Annotated in this window: 13 protein-coding genes and 2 pseudogenes; 6 read left to right on the top strand and 9 right to left on the bottom strand. The window is 44.3% G+C overall.

Translation table 11 applies throughout. The features are described 5' to 3' along the window. Window positions 1-108: 108 nt before the first annotated feature. Window positions 109-3,216, bottom strand: a pseudogene (locus K5L93_RS00825) (efflux RND transporter permease subunit). Further along, on the bottom strand, window positions 3,216-4,313 hold the full coding sequence (locus K5L93_RS00820; protein ID WP_220718060.1) for an efflux RND transporter periplasmic adaptor subunit: 1,098 nt from the start codon (window positions 4,311-4,313) through the stop codon (window positions 3,216-3,218). Before K5L93_RS00820 ends, K5L93_RS00825 begins: the two are co-directional and overlap by 1 nt. A 218-nt stretch (window positions 4,314-4,531) precedes the next feature. Here K5L93_RS00820 and K5L93_RS00815 point away from each other — a divergent pair, with 218 nt between their 5' ends. Together K5L93_RS00815 and K5L93_RS00810 are read left to right on the top strand one after the other, a co-directional pair. Further along, window positions 4,532-4,870 carry a thioredoxin family protein gene (locus K5L93_RS00815; protein ID WP_220718059.1) on the top strand — a complete coding sequence of 113 codons (339 nt, stop codon included), beginning with the start codon at window positions 4,532-4,534 and terminating at the stop codon, window positions 4,868-4,870. 137 nt (window positions 4,871-5,007) lie between these two features. Further along, window positions 5,008-5,496, top strand: coding sequence for a YcxB family protein (locus tag K5L93_RS00810; RefSeq protein ID WP_220718058.1), 489 nt, complete (start codon window positions 5,008-5,010; stop codon window positions 5,494-5,496). Between the two features lie 120 nt (window positions 5,497-5,616). On the opposite strand, the gene K5L93_RS00805 is transcribed toward K5L93_RS00810, so the two are convergent. The 4 genes and pseudogenes from K5L93_RS00805 to K5L93_RS00790 form a co-directional block, all read right to left on the bottom strand. After that, on the bottom strand, window positions 5,617-6,822 hold the full coding sequence (locus K5L93_RS00805; RefSeq protein WP_220718057.1) for an MFS transporter: 1,206 nt from the start codon (window positions 6,820-6,822) through the stop codon (window positions 5,617-5,619). Between the two features lie 180 nt (window positions 6,823-7,002). After that, window positions 7,003-7,101 (bottom strand): annotated as a pseudogene (locus tag K5L93_RS20260) (hypothetical protein); the annotation flags it as partial. 16 nt (window positions 7,102-7,117) lie between these two features. Next, a complete protein-coding gene (locus K5L93_RS20255; RefSeq protein ID WP_220718056.1) occupies window positions 7,118-7,300 on the bottom strand; it encodes an RICIN domain-containing protein in 183 nt (60 codons plus the stop codon). Window positions 7,301-7,388: 88 nt separating this feature from the next. Next, on the bottom strand, window positions 7,389-11,408 hold the full coding sequence (locus K5L93_RS00790; RefSeq protein ID WP_220718055.1) for a carbohydrate-binding protein: 4,020 nt from the start codon (window positions 11,406-11,408) through the stop codon (window positions 7,389-7,391). 794 nt (window positions 11,409-12,202) lie between these two features. On the opposite strand from K5L93_RS00790, the gene K5L93_RS00785 reads away from it, so the two are divergent. Continuing rightward, window positions 12,203-12,532, top strand: a complete 330-nt coding sequence (locus K5L93_RS00785) for a hypothetical protein (RefSeq protein WP_220718054.1) — start codon at window positions 12,203-12,205, stop codon at window positions 12,530-12,532. Window positions 12,533-12,923: 391 nt separating this feature from the next. Here the strand turns inward: K5L93_RS00785 and K5L93_RS00780 are convergent, their stop codons facing one another. Continuing rightward, window positions 12,924-13,814, bottom strand: a complete 891-nt coding sequence (locus K5L93_RS00780; protein WP_220718053.1) for a LysR family transcriptional regulator — start codon at window positions 13,812-13,814, stop codon at window positions 12,924-12,926. Window positions 13,815-14,027: 213 nt separating this feature from the next. Here K5L93_RS00780 and K5L93_RS00775 point away from each other — a divergent pair, with 213 nt between their 5' ends. Further along, window positions 14,028-15,224 carry an MFS transporter gene (locus tag K5L93_RS00775; protein WP_220718052.1) on the top strand — a complete coding sequence of 399 codons (1,197 nt, stop codon included), beginning with the start codon at window positions 14,028-14,030 and terminating at the stop codon, window positions 15,222-15,224. Window positions 15,225-15,294: 70 nt separating this feature from the next. Here the strand turns inward: K5L93_RS00775 and K5L93_RS00770 are convergent, their stop codons facing one another. After that, window positions 15,295-15,924: an MBL fold metallo-hydrolase gene (locus tag K5L93_RS00770; protein ID WP_220718051.1), complete on the bottom strand. Its 630-nt coding sequence runs from the start codon at window positions 15,922-15,924 to the stop codon at window positions 15,295-15,297. A 135-nt stretch (window positions 15,925-16,059) separates the two neighbouring features. Here K5L93_RS00770 and K5L93_RS00765 point away from each other — a divergent pair, with 135 nt between their 5' ends. Further along, window positions 16,060-16,476 carry a CBS domain-containing protein gene (locus K5L93_RS00765; RefSeq protein WP_246614955.1) on the top strand — a complete coding sequence of 139 codons (417 nt, stop codon included), beginning with the start codon at window positions 16,060-16,062 and terminating at the stop codon, window positions 16,474-16,476. Then, window positions 16,476-17,912, top strand: coding sequence for a cobyric acid synthase (locus K5L93_RS00760; RefSeq protein ID WP_246614954.1), 1,437 nt, complete (start codon window positions 16,476-16,478; stop codon window positions 17,910-17,912). Before K5L93_RS00765 ends, K5L93_RS00760 begins: the two co-directional genes overlap by 1 nt. Here K5L93_RS00760 and K5L93_RS00755 read toward each other — a convergent pair. Next, a complete protein-coding gene (locus tag K5L93_RS00755) occupies window positions 17,909-18,871 on the bottom strand; it encodes a TAXI family TRAP transporter solute-binding subunit (RefSeq protein ID WP_220718050.1) in 963 nt (320 codons plus the stop codon). The genes K5L93_RS00760 and K5L93_RS00755 overlap by 4 nt on opposite strands. Between the last annotated feature and the right edge of the window lie 275 nt (window positions 18,872-19,146).

Here is a 19,146-nt window from a genome sequence, read left to right as displayed (position 1 = left end):
GCATAGATCACCCTGTAAAGCATGATATTGCTTTAGATAGACTAACTGCTGTCGACTAACAGGCCAAAGCAAGTTTGCTTTGGCCTGTTAGTCTTTAGGGCTTAAACCTTAAACCTTAGTGGCTTGTTTGTCGGCAGCGATTTGCTGATTAAGTTGCTCGCCAACATGGCCTGGAGAGTGGGTTGAGCGTGCTAATAGCTGATACATTGCCGGTATCACCAGTAAGCTTACAATCGAGGCAAAGGCCATTCCGAACAATACCACTGTACCTACTGAGATACGGCTTTCTGCTCCCGCTCCAGTAGAGACAATTAAGGGGATTGCACCAGCTACCGTGGTAAAGGCTGTCATGGTAATTGGGCGTAAGCGCCTTGATGCTGCTTGCACAATTGCTTGGTTAAACTCAATACCTCGGTCACGAAGTTGGTTGGCGTACTCAACAATGAGAATGCCATTTTTGGTTACCATACCAATAAGCATGATCATGGCTATTTGGCTGTAAATATTGAGGCTTTCGCCCATTAAATACATGCCTGCTAGGCCACCAAATATTCCCATCGGTACGGTAAGCATTACCACCATTGGGTTGATAAAGCTTTCAAATTGGGCGGCAAGCACTAAATAGGCAACTAATATGGCTAAGCAGAAAATAATAAAGGTACTGCTTTGATTTTCTTTATAGTCTTTGGATTCTCCACTGTAGGCAATGGAAATGTCGCTAGGCAGCTGCTCAATGGCGAACTGTTCTAGGTAGTCTAGTGCTTCGCCCAGAGTGTGGCCTTGATTAAGCGTACCCGAAACAGTCACCGCTCGCTGTTTGTCTAAGCGGCTTAGTCGGCTGGCAGAGGCTATTTCTTCTAGTTGGGTTACGCTATCTAGCGTTACCAAACTACCGTTTGCTGCACGTAGGTAAATTTTGCTTAAATCGCTGGCGCTGTTAAAGCCTTCTTCGCCTCCGCGCAGGTAAACGTCGTACTCTTCGCCTCTGTCTACAAAGGTTGTTTCGCTGCGACCTCCTAACATTACCTCTAATGTGTCGGAAATGTCGCTCACACTTACGCCTAACTCGGCGGCGCGTTGGCGGTCAATTTTTACAATAAGCTCTGGGGTTTTTTCAGAATAGTTAATATCTACCGTACTAATCGCAGGATGTGCTTCGGCGGCTTGCATAACTACTTGGCCCCAATGGTTTAGCTCCTCAAAGCTTGAACCCGCCAATACAAACTGAATAGGATCGTTTGATTTTCCTCTAAAACCTGGCTGCATAGGTCGAATAGAAATGTCGGCGATGTTAGACAGTGTTTTACGCAGCAGGTTAACCACGTCGCCAGCGTTTTGTTCGCGTTCTGCCCAGTCTTCTAGTTGAACAATGATAAAGGCGGTGTTGTCGCCAGCGCGGCCACCAAAGGCTGGCGTTTGCATGTTGAATGACTTAATCACGCCATTGCCAACCAAGGGCATAATTTGCTGCTCTACTTGGTCCATGTTGGTGGTCATACGGTCGTAGCTAGTACCTTCGGCACCCTTGATCATGATGAATACCACACCTCTGTCTTCAACCGGCGCTAGTTGCGAAGGGATAGCTTGCATAAACGCAACACTGCCCAGCACACATAATACAATGGCGGTAGGCCCAGCTGTGCGAGTAGCAATAATTTTGTTTAGCAGAGTTTGATAAGCAGGGATCAATTTTGCGAACGCTGCGTCCATCATTTTGCTTATACGACTAGGTTTAGCATTGTGACGCAACAGTTTACTGCTGAGCACAGGGGTAAGAGTTAGTGCAATAAACGAGGAGAAAATAACGGCTACCGATAACAATACCGAAAACTCGGTAAACATCTTACCTACCATGCCGTCCATGTAGGCAATGGGCAAAAACACCATAACTAAAACCAAAGTGGTTGCAATAACGGCAAAACCAACTTCACGGGTACCGCGATAAGCTGCCAACAAGGGCGGGGTGCCTTGCTCGATGTGGTGGTAAATATTTTCTACTACCACAATTGCATCATCCACCACTAAACCAATAGCAAGAATAAGCGCCATTAAAGTAATTAGGTTGATGGAAAAGCCGAAGCTTTGTGCGGCGATAAAGGTGGCAATTAGCGATACCGGTACGGTAATCGCAGGAATAATGGTTACTCGCGCTTGGCCTAGGAAAATATATAGCACTAACACTACTAGGCCACCGGTGATCATTAAGGTTTGGTAAACCTCGTCGATGGCTTGGTCGATAAATACCGTGGCATCGTAATCTACTTTTAACTCGGTGCCCTCGGGTACGAAACGTTGTAAACGCTCAACCTCGTTTGCAACCATAGTGGCTACATTAAGAGGGTTAGCATCTAATTGCGTAACAATGCCTAGGCTTAGGTTTAAGATGCCATCACTTTTAAAGGTTGAGTTTTCGTTCTTGGCACCAACAAATACGTTGGCCACATCTTTTAGATAAACGTGAGTGCCGTCTTCACTGGTTCGAATTCGCAGGTAGTCAAAATCTTCAGGCTCGGCATAGAGTCGCTCGGTGCGTACCGACATTACCGTGGTATCGTTTCTTATTTCACCGCCGGGCAATTCGAGGTTTTCACTTTTTAATGCAGTAACAATGTCGCTAGGAGTAACTTATCGACCGGCCATTAAGGTGGGGTCGAGTTTTACATACATTACTTTGTACAATGCACCGGTCAGTTCTACCGAGCTTACTCCGCTAATAAGATTAAAACGATCTACCAATACGCGCTCTGCGTAGTCGGTTAGCTCGGTGCGATCCATCTTATTGGAGTTTAGGTTGATATAGATAGAGGCTTCGCCGCTGCCGTTATCTTTAGACACCACTGGATCAGTAATATCATCGGGCAAACTACGCTTCGCTCGCTCCACTGCGTCACGCACATCGCTCACACCTTAGGTTATGGGCCACCCGAGTAAAAAGGTTACGGTTACTCGCGACATACCATTTCGAGACACGGAATCAATTTGATCAATACCACTAATGCCCGATAATTGGTCTTCAATTACCGAGGTTATTTGGCTGTCGATAATGGTGGCAGACACGCCTTCGTAGCGGGTGCTAATGGTAACCACTGGGTTTTCTACATCTGGCATTTCTCGCACAGCCAATTGGCTAAACGAAGCAATACCAAAAACACACAGCAACAAGCTTAATACAATGGCAACAACAGGGCGTTTTACCGAAATGTCAGACAGCAGCATTAAATTGGCTCCTGAGTGGCTTTTTCATCGGCGAGTTGTTTAGATTTAGCGACTTTGGTGTCAACTTGTTTAATCCGAGCGCCGTCGCGAATATTCACCAGGCCTTGTACTACGATATTGTCGTTTAATGCTAAACCTTGGTCGATTAGTACGTAGTTATTAATACGTGCACCTAGCTGAACTTCGGTGCGATGAGCAATATTATTTTCTCCAACCACATATACAAATCTTTTGGTGCCAGAGTATTCAATAGCCTGCACTGGGATCATTGCTTGAGTGGCTGCAGGCAGGGTGAGCTTAGCGCGCATCATCATGCCCGGTTTTAATTGTTTACTGGTGTTGTCGAAGTTAACTCGCACAGTGAGGTTAAGGGTATTGCTGTCTACTCGCGGGTCTATGGCGTCGATGGTGCCTTCAAAGATCTGCTGCGGCCAAGCGGGGGTTGTGGCTTGTATAGGCATGCCTTTAGATAATAGAGACAAATATTGGTCGGGCACATTTAGGTCGAGTTGCAGGCTTGATAGGTTGTCTAAGCTGAGTAGCGATTGATTTGCGTTAATCAGTTCACCGTTACTGATGTTGATTAAACCAGTAACCCCAGTAAAAGGCGCAGTAAGGGTGTGATCATCAAACTCTGATTGCGCTGACTGTAATCGTGCTTTAGCAATAGTTACGCTGGCCAGTTGCGCGTCAAAACTGGTTTGCGAAACAGCCTTACGTTTTAACAGTTGTTCAAATTCATACAGTTTGCGTTGCTCGTCGGCCAAGTAGGCTCTTGCTTCGGCCAATGCTGCACTGGCTTTTAAGTCGTTTAGCTTAACTAACACGTCGCCTGCCTGAACTCGTTGATTAGAGCGCACATTGATTTGATTAATCTTGCCGCTGACTTCTGCAGCAATAGCCACCGACTGTTCGGCATCTAGGGTGCCAATTAAGCTCAGGTTTTGAGCTAGGCTATGTTGTTGCACTTGCTCTGTTGTTACCAAAGTGGGGGCAAGGCTACGCGCTGGATTGCCATTTGTAGACTGCTGATTGATCACTATTAGAGCGATCATGCAAATAATGAGAACTGGCGGTAAAACATAACGTAAGTACATGGGAGTCCATCGAGCTTAAAAATGAATAGCTATTTTACGTTGTTTAGGTTTCTGTTTAGGTAAACTAATGTAAAGATATGCAAAGGTTTGCCTTTCTATGTGCTGTGTAATGAGCGCGGCTTATCTATTTATGCTTTAGTGTTGATGTAATGTAGATTTTTACGTGGTTATATGAGCTTAAACTAGTGAGTAAGCTTAGGCGATTTGGAGGAACAACGATGAAAGCAAGCACGATGGGTTTTAACCCAGAGTACCAAGAAGAAGCGCCTAGCAGCGAGGATTTAGCAGCATTAAGTGGATATGCAGTATTAGAGTTTGGTGCGCCTTGGTGTGGCCATTGTAAAGCTGCTGCCAGTGCGGTTGAGTCGGTGTTATCTTCTAAAAATTTGCCACACATTAAGGTGTTTGACGGCAAAGGTAAGCGCTTAGGACGAGCATTTAAGGTTAAGCTTTGGCCAACACTTATATTGCTTGAGTCGGGTAAGGAAGTGGCACGAGTAGTTAGGCCGGTTGCTGTCAGCGATGTACAAGCGCTATTCGCAGCACTCGAAAACTAAGCTTTTACTACAGCTTTACAGTTAACTTAAGTAAAATGCTCAAGTTGATTTTTAGCTAGGCTATTTTGATAAGCCAACACCTGATAGGCCTATAGTCGCCTTGGTGTTATTCCTCCTCCCAATTATTAAGTGTTGTTATGCAAGCTTTTAAAACGCAGTTTACGCTGTCACGCCAATACCTCGCCGAATGTTTTGATCAAACATCGCCCTTTGAAAAGAAGTCCGCTATAAAGAAGTGGTTTCCTGCCTTATTGCTATTAGTAGGCTTAGCACTGTTGATGTTTACCGAGCAGCCCAAAGTAGCGGGTAGCATGCTAATTGGTTTAGCGGTATTAGAGTTAATTCATATTCGCTTTAAACGAGCGTGGTGGCTAACCCGACAAATGTGGGGGCGCAGCGCTAATAGTGAGATAAAACTTAGCATTAACAATGAAGGCATAGAGACACAAAATCCATACACCAAAACCAGCCTAGCTTGGGACAATGTAGAGACGGTAATTGAAACAGAGCTTGGCATTATTTTGGTGGCTAAAACAGGCGGTCGACAGTATTTGTCGAAGTCTTTGTTTCCAGAAGAGCTAGTGGCAGAAATAATTGTGAAGTTTAAAGCGGTTGAAGACGACTAGCTTCCCACATAAGCAGATTTGTGGAAAATAAGCTTAGCAACCGATGTTGCTATGTTGTAACGATAATCAGCTAGTAACCGCAATACTAGCTGTTTGAATCTTTAGCGAAGCTTGGGGTAACTAGCTGTTTCTTTTGATGTGTAGTCGTTTACCTTTTGCCGCTAGCGCGCAGAATACCGTACAAGCCACACCAAACAAAGCAATGATTAAGAGCGGTAAGCTCCAAGTCCCCGTTGAGGTATGGATAAAACCTATAAGCGAAGGCCCAGTTGCCGCCAAGGCATAACCAAAGCTTTGTGACATGCCCGATAACGCGGCTGCTTGTTGAGTATTTGTTGTTTTATGGCCAATAAAACTTAGCGCTACAATAAACGTAGCGCAGTTGCTTAGGCCAAATAATCCTACCCATAATATGGCTAAATTGGGCGCTAATATCATCCCCAGCAAACTAAATACTACGCTAGATGCACACAGTGTTATAAGCAAGGTATGGTTTCTTAGTTTGGCCAAAATGGGCATAAGTACTAGGCCTGGCACCATGGTAGAAAACTGCAAAAATCCATATATGTAACCAGCATCTAATTCACTGTAGCCAACATCGTTCAGTATTTTAGGCAGCCATCCGGCAAAGGCGTAAAAGGTAAAAGAGTTAATGCCAAGTGCTAAGGTAACAAACCAAGCTACTGGTAAACGCAGCAATGAAGTGATGGACACTGATTCGCTATGTTGCTCTGCTTGGTGCTGCTGTCTCGATTTTGTTGTAAGTTTTGGTAGCCAGAATAGTAGGGCGGCTAAGGGAAAGATAAGGTTAAAGGCTAGCGCAAATTGCCAACCAAATAGCTGTTCTGGCGCTTGTTGCGACAGGGGCACCATCACACTAGCTGCTAAGGTTGAACCTACACCCATTACAAAAATGTACAGCGATGAAACCTCAGAAATGCGTTCTGGGAAGAGCTTTTTAACTACCGCTGGCAATAATACATTACCAAAAGCGATGCCTGCGCCCATTACTACGGTGCCCAAATATAAAGGCGAAACTAAACCCATTGAGCGAACCGCGACACCAAACGCCACGCAAAAAAGCGAAATTACCAAAGCTTTTTCTAAGCCAAGGTTTTGTGCCAGTTTAGGCGCTAAGGATGAAAACACCGCTAAGGAAATTAACGGAAGCGCAGTCACGAATCCTGCCTGAGCAGCAGACAGTGAAAGGCTTTCCATAATTTGCTCTAGCACTGGGGCTAGGCTGGTGAACGGTGCTCTTAAATTAAGGGCCACCAAAAACACGCCTAACAGCGTGAGCAGTGTAACGGGTGATAAGCGAGGCATCTTGAATACTACTAAGATAAAACTAGATTTTACATCAAACTAGCGAATTTGTATTACATATTTGTGGCTTACTAAATAGCAAAGTTTTGTTGGCTCTGTAGCAAATACAACGATTATATCTGCCTACCATAAAGCTGATTAAAGTAGTTGTAAAAATCTCTCGAATTACGCGTTTAGTACCTACTTAAAAGTGAACAGTTGATTGTCGCCGCTGTAACAAGCCCATAGTAATAAACGAGTTCCGTTAAACGTTGATTTGCCCTCTGCGTCTAGGCATTTGTTACTTTCCTTGCGATTAACTCAAAATTATTGTTGCATTGGGGTTAATCTTCCAATGTTGATTCTGATTATTGGGCATGCACGTCCACTGATGAACCGTTGCTCCATCGGGCATTGAGCCATTGTTTAAATCAACACACTTTTCGCTGCGTTGCGACTGAATTAGGTACCAACCATCATTTGATGTAGTTGTTCTCACTAGGTAACCAATTAAAAAAAGCGCTACTCAGGGAAGGTGGCGCTTTTGCTTATGGTCTTGGTGCTAGGGCCAAGAACTTGCTAAGGCATTAGCGTTGTGGCGGGGCGGAGAAGTCCCAAACCACAATGCTGGCAACCGTTAGCTCACCGTTATGTTTGAAGTCAACATCTACGGTGTTGTTGGTAGAGAGGTACTCTACCGGTACAGGAATTTCTAACGTTGCAAAGTAACGGTCTGAAGAGTACTTAGCTGGGCCGCGCCAATCGATAGGTGTAGTTACGTTGTTACCATTAACCGTTAGTGAGTTAATAGTAAGCAATCCGCCTTCTTTATCGTCTTGGTCTGGGAACAAGGCTACAGTTAAACGTAGCATTGCTTCTGCAGCGCCATTAGGTACTACAAGGTTGTTAACCTTAACGGTTTTAGCACCACCATTTACACTTATGCGATGTGGTACCGAGCCGCCACTAACACTTTCGCCAAAGTATTTGTGCTCAGTTACTTTTTGGTTAACGGCAACGTTGTTACTTAAGGTGTAGCGTAGAACTGCGGTTCCATCTGCTGCTAAGGTTAGGCTAGAAGGAAGCTGTTTCTTATGGCGGCGTTCAAGCTTGGTATGCTCTACACCGTCAAAGTACATTTGACGTAGTTCAACATTGCTAACATTTAAGCCAGTTAAACCTGCAACGTTTAGCTTAACGGTAGTGTCGTAATCTTCTAGGTTGTTGATGATTACAAACAACTCTTTTCCGTCTACATAAGCATTAACTTGAACATCAGGATCGCTTGAGTGAGCGTCAACACGTGTTCCATCTACGTCTGCCCAAAGTTCAAAGAACTTAATGTAAGAAGACCACTGCCAATCACCGTTGTTTAACTCTGACTCCATCATCATTGAGTAGTGGTAAGGTGCAGTACAGTTAACTGTTGCATCGTAACCACAACCCGCAGGCTTGTAGCCCCACAATGGTTTAGCTGGCGTAAACGGCATAGACTTAATCACGTAGTCTGGACGTTGTAAGAACTGCATTAACATGCCGTTAAAGGCTTTTAAGTTCTCGATGTCGTAGCGTTCTTCGTGAGGAAGTTCGTCCCAAGCACCTTGTACAGCGCCGTACTCAGACATAACAATTGGCTTGCGGTTTTGTAAACCACCAAGGTTAACGTCAGACCATTCCATCATGTCTAACATTGCTTGTACATGACCACCACGGCGAACCGTACCCGCTTGTCCGTTTGCTTCCACGCTTGGCCAGTCGTAGATATGTACAGCGTAGAAGTCCATATCTGCACCCGCTTCCTCGATAAAACCACGCCACATTACATCCCACTGATACCAATCACTCTCGCGCGTATCATCTACCGTGGTTTGCATTCTTTCAGTGAACATTGCACAGGCTTCTTCGTCTACCCAAGCGCATAGGTAGTCGTCTTGGTGACGAGAGATACCATCACGACGATAGAAGTCGTGTTGACCCCAGGTCATACCGCCAATCATCGGTGCTTCGTCACCCAGTGCTTGTCTAATTTCTTGAGCAACCAAAGAGTGGTAGCGCCAAATGTCTTCTTGGTTGGTAACCATGAACTGACCGGTTTTCATCAACATGTCTGGTTCGTTAATCACTTCCCAGAACTTAGGCATTGGCTCACCAACGTTTCCGTTTTGAGAGTTAGCGTAGTAGTTAGCTAGGTAATGACCCATCCATTTTGCTGAGGTCTCAATAGTTTTTGGCTGCCAACCGGTAGATGTCATACCGTTGTCGTACCAGCTTAAGGTAGGGTAGGTAGGGTGCGGGTTAGTACCAGCAATTAACTCGGTTTTTTCTGGCGAGAAACGCTTGTAGAACTCGTTGTTAGCGTAATCTTCGCGCAGTACTTTACCGCGATTAACCATCCAGTCCATATCTGGTGTATTAGCTACATTTGGATCTTGAGCGGTTTCTTTGAAGCGCCAAGTTGCTGTTCCGTTGTCACGGCCCATGTATACGTCTAGCGTATTTAGGAGGTAGTTCAAACGGTCGCTGTGGCCATTCCAATCTTGCTCAAAGATGGTACTGTGCATTGTCATATGGCGGCTACGGCCAAAGTCAGATACACCGTTCACTTCATGCATGATATTGGCGTTTACACTTACTGATACAGTTTCTCCGTTGCTTAGTTGCGAACTTGAGCAACCTTCTGCGTTAGCAAACTCGTTGATAGGTGTATTGGGGCAAATATCTACACTGTCGGCTACGCCATCTTCGTCGGCATCACTGCCTGCAACGGGACAACCTGTTGGTGTTACATTTTGACCAAATGGCGTGTTTGGACATTGATCAATGGTGTTTGGCACTCCATCAAAATCATCGTCGTCACTGCCAGTGCTAGTACAGCCAATGTCATCTACAAAGGCGCCTGGTGGTGTGTTAGGGCATTGATCTATGCGATCATTGATGCCGTCTTCGTCGCTGTCTTTTTGCGAAGGCGTACAACCGTTTGCATCTGCAACTTCGTCACTAGGGCTGCTAGCACAAAGGTCATCTACGTCGGGAACACCGTCATTGTCACCGTCGATATCTAGGTCAACATTGCCTACTCGGCTAAAGCTAATGCTATCGATGTTGAACTGAAAGTCAGCTGAGCCAGCGCCGTAAATACGGATAGTGTTAGTGCCACTAAAGATGTTGAATCTACCATTGCCTGGTTGGGTGTAGAACACGTCCCAGTCGCCGCCAACACTATTAACGGTTGTTACATTTTTAACTGCTAATTGGCCATTGTGATCAGTAAGCATTAGGCCCACCGCTGTATCACTTAAAGTGCCTGTGGCAACTCGGTAACTGGCGTCGTATAAACCACCGGTTTCAAGTTTGACGTAAAACTCTAAGTAATCGCCAGAGTTAAAGTAATTAACGGCTTTACCGTTATCGATATCATAAATACCTACTTCGCCACCTACAGCTTGGTAGTTTTCTGCTTCTAAAGTGAAGCTGCCTTCTACTTCAACAGGGTCGGTGCCATTGCCTGGTGGTATCACTACAGGCGGATCGGTTGGGTCTGTAGGATCGGTTGGGTCTGTAGGATCGGTTGGGTCCGTAGGATCCGTAGGATCGGTTGGGTCTGTAGGATCAGTTGGGTCCGTTGGATCCGTATAATCACCTTCACGTAATAAGGCGAAGCTGGCTAGGTTCCACTGCCAGTCATTGGTCCCTGAAGCATTTAAGCGCAATTGCACTGAACCACTAGGAATCGACAATAAATAACTTGGTTTGAGAGACTGGAAATTGTCCCAGCCACCTGCAGCTACCGAAGACTTACCTACAGACGCCCAACCGTTACCGGTATTTAGCAATACTTCAATTTCTACACCTGCATCAAGCGCCGTAGCAATTAAGTATTCAATGCTGTAATCACCAGACTCTGCAATGTTTAGGTCGTAATCTACGTAGTCGCCCTTGTTAATGTAATTAATCGCACTTACACCATTAGCTGTATAAGTACTTACAGGAGAAGGTTGACCATCGGCAAAAGTACCACCACTACCAGTAAAGCTGGTGGCTTGGGTAATCAGTGCTGCTGGTGGCAACACCACTGGCGGTTCAGGATCTACCGGTTCATCGGCAACTTTTTGCAGCGTGAAGTAGTCTAAGTTCCATTGCCAGTCATTGGCGCCAGAGGCAGCAATTCGAATATCCACCTGGCCACTAGGTAGCTCTACCGTATGAGTAGGGGCGAGCAATTGAAAATTGTCCCAGCCAGCTGCTGGTACTGTCGTTCTTCCTTGAGAAACCCAAGCGGCACCACTTTTTACTAATACTTCAATTTCTGCACCGTTTGCTATATCGGTGCCAATTAAGTATTCGATGTTGTAGGTACCGGCTTCAGCGATATTTACCTGATAGTCTAGGTAGTCGCCTTTGTTTACAAAGTTTATTGCAGTCGCACCATTTACTGTATAGGTGCTTACTGCTGCAATTTGGCCGTCATCGAAGGTTCCGCCAATCATCACGAAATCTTCGGCCTCTACTCGTATTGCTTCGCCAGCTGCTGCTGAACATACACCTATGCTCAGTATTGAACTGACAGCAAAGCAGAGCGGAGCCATTTTCTTTGCCTTGATAGTCATAAAACTTCCTATGTTTATATCCTAGTTATTTATTTGCGTTTGTTACTTCTCGATTATCTAAACGCGATATGCTCAAAATTTGGTATACCAATTTTGGTTCCCTTAATAAGTTGTTCTGTGCTTAAACGAATGAAGTGGTTTACTTGGTAGTACTTGATAGCAGCCAAGTACTTAAGCTGTTGAGCTTAAATAATATGATTGCGCTATTTTTGATACTGACCACTTGTTGCCACTCCCTTGGTTAAGCGATTCAAGAAATACCGTCCTCCTTGTGGTTAATTGGTTTCCCTAAATAACGCCAATAGGTTGACCAATAATGGGGTTAATGGGCAAATTAATAGCATTATTGATTATCCAAATTTTAGAGGTTGATCACAATTGGTTGATCAATATTTATTTCGAGAGGATGAATAATTACTTGCTTTGGTGATTTGTGCGGCAGCTCAAAAATTGTACTGATGTTGTTTCATGCAGGATTTAACTAAAAGTCGTGCGTTATACTGGTCGGATTTGTCTTTCTTTTAACTCATTGTTTCATAATATTTAAATGCATCTTATTGATAGTGGTAGCGATAAAATTAACAGTGTATCCACTAATGGCTGAATGATTTTGTTGTTCGATATTTATACTGCCTGTCATTGTTGATTTATTTGATAGTATGCAGTTGGTTTGCATGGGGAGTTTGATATTTAACCAGTGTTTTTAAAGGCTTATCAACAAGCTTGTTAATGATTTAAACTATGCAGCGGCGACACTGCATAGGTGTAAGGTAGAGAAAAAGGAGAGAAGTAGGGTGACTATTGTATTTCGAGTGCTTTTGGCCACGTTTCTCTTGGTAAGCCTATTTTCTTGCTCAAATCGCACTGCGCAATACCCTAATCAAACGATGCAGGGTTACTGGATATACGGCTTCGAAACTTCTTTGTTCGAAAGCTGCCAAGGTGAACTGTTTTGGATGTGGTCTAGTGCTGATGTAGAAGGCCAATACCAGCTCGAAGGGTACCGAAATCCAGTAGTTGTTCAGGGCTACGTGTTACCACCCAGCCCAGAGCAAAACATGCAGTCCTATTTACCGGAATTTAAGGTAGTTAAAATGCAGTTGCTCGAGCAGGTTTGCGATTAGCTTACTTGGCAAATGAACGGCTTTCTTTAGAATGAGTTGAACGCTTGACGCTATGGTTGTGAGTTAGACGAAGAGCTTTACCAAAAAACGCTAAACGCCTTTGGAGCAAAGGCCTTATTAGATTTCAGCATTACAATTGATGCCATTAGCAGTTGGAATAGAATTGTTATTATTGTTACACCCAAGGTAGGCGGTTACAAACCCAGCCAACTCTTTTGGGCTACAGCCTGCATTAAGGGGGCCGTGGATATGTGCCCTAATTGGGGCACAGTGTCGCATTGCGATTAATGCTGATACCGTTGCTATCTTGTTTGTATAATTGATCACTCCATTAATCTAAGGCTGTGTCACAAGCCTAGACCTTGGAGCTAGCTCCAAGTCAAGCCGCAACTTACAAGTTTAACCGAGGTTTAATAAAATCAATGAACGCGGTGATACGCCGAGCGACTTTAGATGAGCGGTAGTACACAGCATTAATTTGTCGCTGGTTAGTTTCTTCCACCAACAAGGCCGGGAACAAACTCACTAGCGTTCCTTGCTCGATATCGTGTTTAACCATAAATCCCGACAAACACGCAATGCCGTTGCCACTTAACGCTAGTTGGCGAATAGTTTCTCCGCTACTAGCAGTAATAGCAGGCTTCATCGATTTAAACCCTTTTAATGGCCAATGGTTTAGCACCTTAGCTCCGCTAAAGCCGATTAACTCATGTTCGTGTAATTGCGCAACGTGCAGGGGCGCGCCGCGTTTATCGAGATAAGCTGGAGAGGCGACAATATACAGATTACTCACGCCTATGGGCCGAGCATGCAGGGTGGAGTCTGCTAATGTGCCTATGCGGATTGCCAAATCGGTTTTCTTCTCCAGTAAGTCTACAAAGCCGTCGTTGGTATTTAGCTCTAGTTCTATATTGGGGAAGGCGAGTTTAAACTCATTTATTAGTGGAACGAGTTGATGAATGACAAACGGGCTTGCCGCATCAACTCGCAGCCTACCTTGAGGCAATTCACCCTTACTAATAATATCTTCTTCAGCTTGTTGAATTTGGCTTAATCCAATTCGTACTGCTTCTATAAACTGGCGGCCTTCGTCGGTTTGTACCACCCGTCTGGTGGTTCGATTAAGAATAGTAATGCCTAGTTGTTTTTCTATTTTGCTAACCGCTCTAGATACCTTAGCGACTTGTATATCTAAGGCATCTGCGGCAGCTGAGAAGCCACCGCTATCAACTACAGCCAACAAAATTTCAAGATCATCAGAACGATTTTTTAGGTTAAACATCAGCAACTCTTTGCGAAGAAATCAACAAAAGTGAATGCTTAATACTAGTGTTTATTACAAAAGTTTTCTTAGATTTATCGCTTTTTTACTTACATTTTCTACAAAAGTATTTTGTTGATACTGCCATTTCTGACAAAAGTTAATTAACTAATAATGCTTGCCATCAACTGTTGCACAGCGCAACAACCTAATCGATGACGAGAGATTACTGTTATGCCTTTAGCTTTATTTGCACTTACTTTAAGTGCCTTTGCCATTGGAACCACCGAGTTTGTGATAGTGGGGTTGATTCCTACTATGGCCCAAGACTTAGCGGTTTCTTTACCTTCTGCAGGATTGTTAGTGAGCTTGTATGCCTTAGGTGTTGCGGTGGGCGCGCCCGTGTTAACTGCCTTAACGGGTAAGTGGCCACGCAAACAAGTGCTGCTTGCAGTCATGAGTTTATTTGTCGCGGGCAACTTATTAGCTTGGCAGGCCCCGAGTTATGAAACCTTAGTGGGTGCGCGAATTCTTACAGGTTTAGCCCATGGCGTGTTCTTTTCTATAGGTTCGACCATCGCAACGGGTTTAGTTGCAAAAGAAAAAGCCGCTAGCGCAATAGCCATTATGTTTACCGGACTAACGGTAGCGCTTGTTACTGGTGTGCCTTTGGGTACCTACATTGGCCAACATTTTGGTTGGGAAACCACATTTTTAGTCGTAGCGATTTTAGGCTTAATTGCACTTATCGGCAGCGCTGTTTTGGTACCTAGTAATTTAAAGCAAGCGCCTGCCACTAAAATATCTGAGCAAGTTAAAGTATTAACAGAGCCTCGATTGTTGTTGGTATATGCAATAACCGCTATAGGTTATGGCGGTTCGTTTACTGCGTTTACCTTTTTAGCGTCTATTTTACAGGACGTAAGTGGATTTGACGCCAGCGCTATTAGCTTGATTATGTTGGTGTATGGCGTGTCTGTCGCTTTTGGTAACATTTGGGGTGGAAAAATGGCTGACCGTTTAGGCCCAACTAAAGCACTAAGCTGGATATTCTTAGGTTTAGCCTCGGTACTGTTGGTATTCAACTTTACTGCAGTTAACCCCATCACCGCTGTTTTAACCATTCTAGTGTGGGGGGCTTTTGCTTTTGGCAATGTGCCAGGCTTACAGGTTTATGTGGTGAAGTTAGCCGAGCAATATACGCCCAATGCGGTGGATGTAGCCTCCGGTTTAAACATTGCCGCATTTAACGTAGGCATTGCTATAGGCGCCTGGGGCGGCGGAATGATAGTTGCCAATGCTGGGGTAGAACACACTCCTTGGGCTGGTGCATTGATTGTTGTTGGCGCCTTATTACTAACCCGTTTAAGTGCAGCCTTGGATAACAAACAAAAGCAATCTACTCAGTCACAGTTTTGCCATTCGGCATAAGTCTAGGCCTGGGGAGCCAAAGGCTCCCCTTGTCTATTTACCATGTATGGACACTTCTAATGATAATTTGTTAGCGGGTGTAACCGTTAAACTCTTTCTCATGGCCAATAGTCGACATGGGGCCGTGTCCTGGTAAAAACTGATAGGCATCATCAAGCGTATAAAGTTGCGTTTTGATGGCGTTGATCAGAGTGGGGTGGTCGCCTTTAGGGAAATCAGTTCGTCCAATCGAGCCGTTAAACAATACGTCTCCCACAATAGCCAATTGATTGTCGTGGTCGACAAACACCACGTGACCCGGAGTATGGCCTGGGCAATGGCGCACTTCTAACTTCAATTCACCAACTTCAATCACTTCACCGTGCTCTAACCATTGGTCTGGGGTAAAGCTAGCCACTTCTGGGAAGCCAAACATTTGGCATTGCATGGCCATTTTGCTGATCCAAAAGTCGTCATCCTTGTGCGGGCCAATCAACGGTACCTGATAGCGTTGTTGGATTATACTGCTGGCGCCAACGTGGTCTAAGTGACCATGGGTGAGCAGAATTTTTGTTACTTCAACACCAGCCTTTTCTACTGCCGCTTGAATAAGTTGAGGATCGCCACCGGGATCAACAATAGCTGCTTGTTTAGTGGATTCACACCAGATTAGGCTGCAGTTTTGTTGAAAAGGAGTAACGGGAATGATTTGGTAAGCCATGTTATCTAACTCTAATTGATTACACACCTAGTGTACGGATGTAGATGAAATTTTCTATAGTTTGTAATAACTAAGCCACCAAATAAAGCTGCTTGTGTTTATAATGGATTTAACACCAACAGATTGGAGAATCGCTTGATAATCAAAGATATTATGCAAACTCGAGTTGTTACAGTAAGCATGGATCAACGTTTGTTCGACATAAAAGACATTTTTGATAATGTGAGTTTTCATCACTTGGTGGTGCTTGATGATGAAGATACAGTCATTGGTGTGCTTACAGAGTCAGACTTATTAGCCTCACTTAGCCCGTACTTGGGTAAAGCTGCTGAAAGCCAACGTGATGTGCATACCTTAACCCAACGGGTTCATCACGTTATGACTCGTCATCCTTTATGCTGTAACGCCAATACCAGCATTAGCGATGCTGGCCGTAACTTAGTGGACAAAAGCATTAGTTGTTTGCCGGTGGTGGATGAGCGCAATAAGCTGATTGGGCTTGTGACTTGGCGCGATGTATTAGCTTGTTTATTAGTGAACAACGATAACTAATGCAAAACACTACCGTGAACCAGTCTCCAATCATGTTTATGGGCTGTACCAGTGATGCAGGTAAATCCTTGGTATGCGCACTGTTTTGTCGCCACTTAAGTCATGCTGGGATAAATGTCGCACCGTTTAAAGCACAGAACATGAGTAACAATGCCGCGGTGACTCAAGATGGCGGAGAAATTGGCCGCGCCCAATATCTTCAGGCGATAGCCGCAAAGCAAACGCCTAGTATAGATATGAACCCTGTGTTGTTAAAACCACATAGCGATAAAGGCGCTCAGGTGGTGGTGAATGGTGAAGTAAGCCATGAGCTGTTAGCGAAAGATTGGCATCAACGAAAATCGGTACTTTGGCCTGCAGTAACCTCAAGCTTGGCTCGCTTACAACAGGGTTTTACGCAACTTGTTATTGAAGGAGCTGGAAGTCCTGCCGAAGTTAACTTGCGTAAAAGTGATATCGTAAATATGGAAGTGGCCTTGCATTGTAAGGCATCGGTTTATCTTATTGCTGATATCGACCGTGGGGGAGCTTACGCACATCTACTAGGAACATGGATGTGTTTAAGTGCAGAAGAACAACGGCTTGTAAAAGGTTTTGTGCTAAACAAGTTTCGAGGTGAACAGGCTTTATTACACGATGCCAATGTGTGGTTAGAAGAAAAAACCGGCATACCAATAGTGGCAGTTATCCCTTGGACTGAGCATCAATTACCAGAAGAAGACAACTTTTTTCACCGAAGCGTTTGGCAAGCCAATTGTTTGAACATTGCCCTAATTGTTTACCCCTATGCCAGCAACTTAGATGAATTTGATCCTTTGGTGTATCAACCCGGGGTTAATGTTGTGCCAATGCGTGACAACCAGGATCTAGGCCATTTTGATGCCATTATCTTACCTGGCTCTAAACACGTGGCTGCTAGCCGAAAGCATTTAGCAAAAACAGGCTTAGACAAGCAAATTATTAAGGCGGCTAAACAAGGCGTTCGGGTAACGGGCATTTGTGGTGGTTTACAGATTTTAGGTGAACGTAACTTAGATCCTAGTTCTGTAGAAGGTGAAACGTTTGATGGTTTAGCCTTACTGCCACTAACCACTGTTTATTCAAACGTAAAAACAACTATTCAACGAAGCATTAATTACCGCGGTGAAACAATAGCTTGTTATGAAATTCATCATGGGCAAACCCAGTGTTCAGTTCAGATAGATAGCTTTGTTGAACGAGCAACGGGTTGGCAGCTAAGTAATGTTCAAGGCTCTTATTTGCATGATTTGTTTACTAATCGCAAGGTGTGCCAAGACTGGCTAGAAAGCCTTGGTTGGCAAGGGCAATGCGAAGACTGGAATAAGGTAGTAGACAATGAATTAGATAGGCTATGTGACAAGTTAAACTTGCCACTTAGCCAGATATCGCAGCATGCGGGTATCACCAAGTCTTAGTTTACCCAACCTTGTTCACGATAATAACGGAGTGCGCCAGGGTGAAGCGGAGCGCTTAGGTTGGTGTTGATCATTTGCTCTACGTTTAGCTCTGAAAGAGCGGGGTGCAGAGAGCGCAGGGTATTCAAGTTTTCAAATATAGCTGCAACAAAGTTATATACCGTTTGCTCCGAGAGTTGTTTATCGGCCACCAGCGTTGCACTTACGCCAATTGACGATACATCATTTGGATTGCCGTGATAGGTACCACCTTTAATGGTAACTGGCGAGAAGTATTCGTACTTTTCTGCCAGCGCCATAATGGTCTTTTTCGACAAACTTAATAAGTTTGACTCACACATAGTGGTAGCACGAGTTATCGAAGTATTCGGGTGGCCAACAACATAAATAATGGCATCGGTTTTGTTCCCACAAAGAGCGCGACTTTGTTCGTCTGGTTTTAGGTTGGTAATTTTAGAGAAGTCAGACTCTTGCCAATTTAACTGCTGCATAACCACCTGCATGGTGGAATATTGACCAGACCCTACTGGACCCAAGTTAATAGCGTGACTTTTGAGATCATCAATTTGACTAATCCTTAAATCGGCGTTAACCAATACAGTTAAGGCTTCTGAGTAGAGAGAAAGCAGTGAACGTAATTCACTGTAAGCACCTTGTTCAGTGAATTCACCTGCGCCCTGATAGGCTTGCCAATGAACGTCGGACTGAACAATGGCTAAATCAATGTCACCAGCCTTTAGCGCTTTAATATTATCACTAGAACCACCCGAGCTTTCGGCTGTACAACTTAATTTTCGGTGTTCGTTACTTTGTTCAAGAAGTCGGCATAATGCATTGCCAGTTGGGTAGTAAACACCGCTTACGTTGCCAGTGCCTACAAATAAGTATTCATTGCTATGCGCCAAGTTTGCGTTGATCGCCAGTGCAGCGGTCAACAAATATAGAGAAAATCGTGTCATCTTTTCACCCAAAAATGTCTTCTTTCCTTAGAATAACTTAGTCAATATACACAGTTATTTGGTAAAACGCTTGTTTGAGCGGCTAAGTTGTGAGCTGGAAAACCTTCGGTTTTTCTGTCTGTTAATCTATTCAGAGGCAAAAGTGACTGGGATTAGAGTAAAAGCACAGATATTTTGGCTGAATATTTTTGATCTAGTTAAACAAAGCGCCGTTTATGTTACGTATAGTTACTCGTTGCTAATCGATAATCCGTTATAATCAAGCCAGTATTTTT

This window comes from Agarivorans litoreus, from assembly GCF_019649015.1.
Lineage (GTDB): Bacteria > Pseudomonadota > Gammaproteobacteria > Enterobacterales > Celerinatantimonadaceae > Agarivorans > Agarivorans litoreus.
The sequence above is the reverse complement of the archived record's forward strand: the minus strand, read 5'-3'. Positions and strand labels throughout refer to the sequence as shown.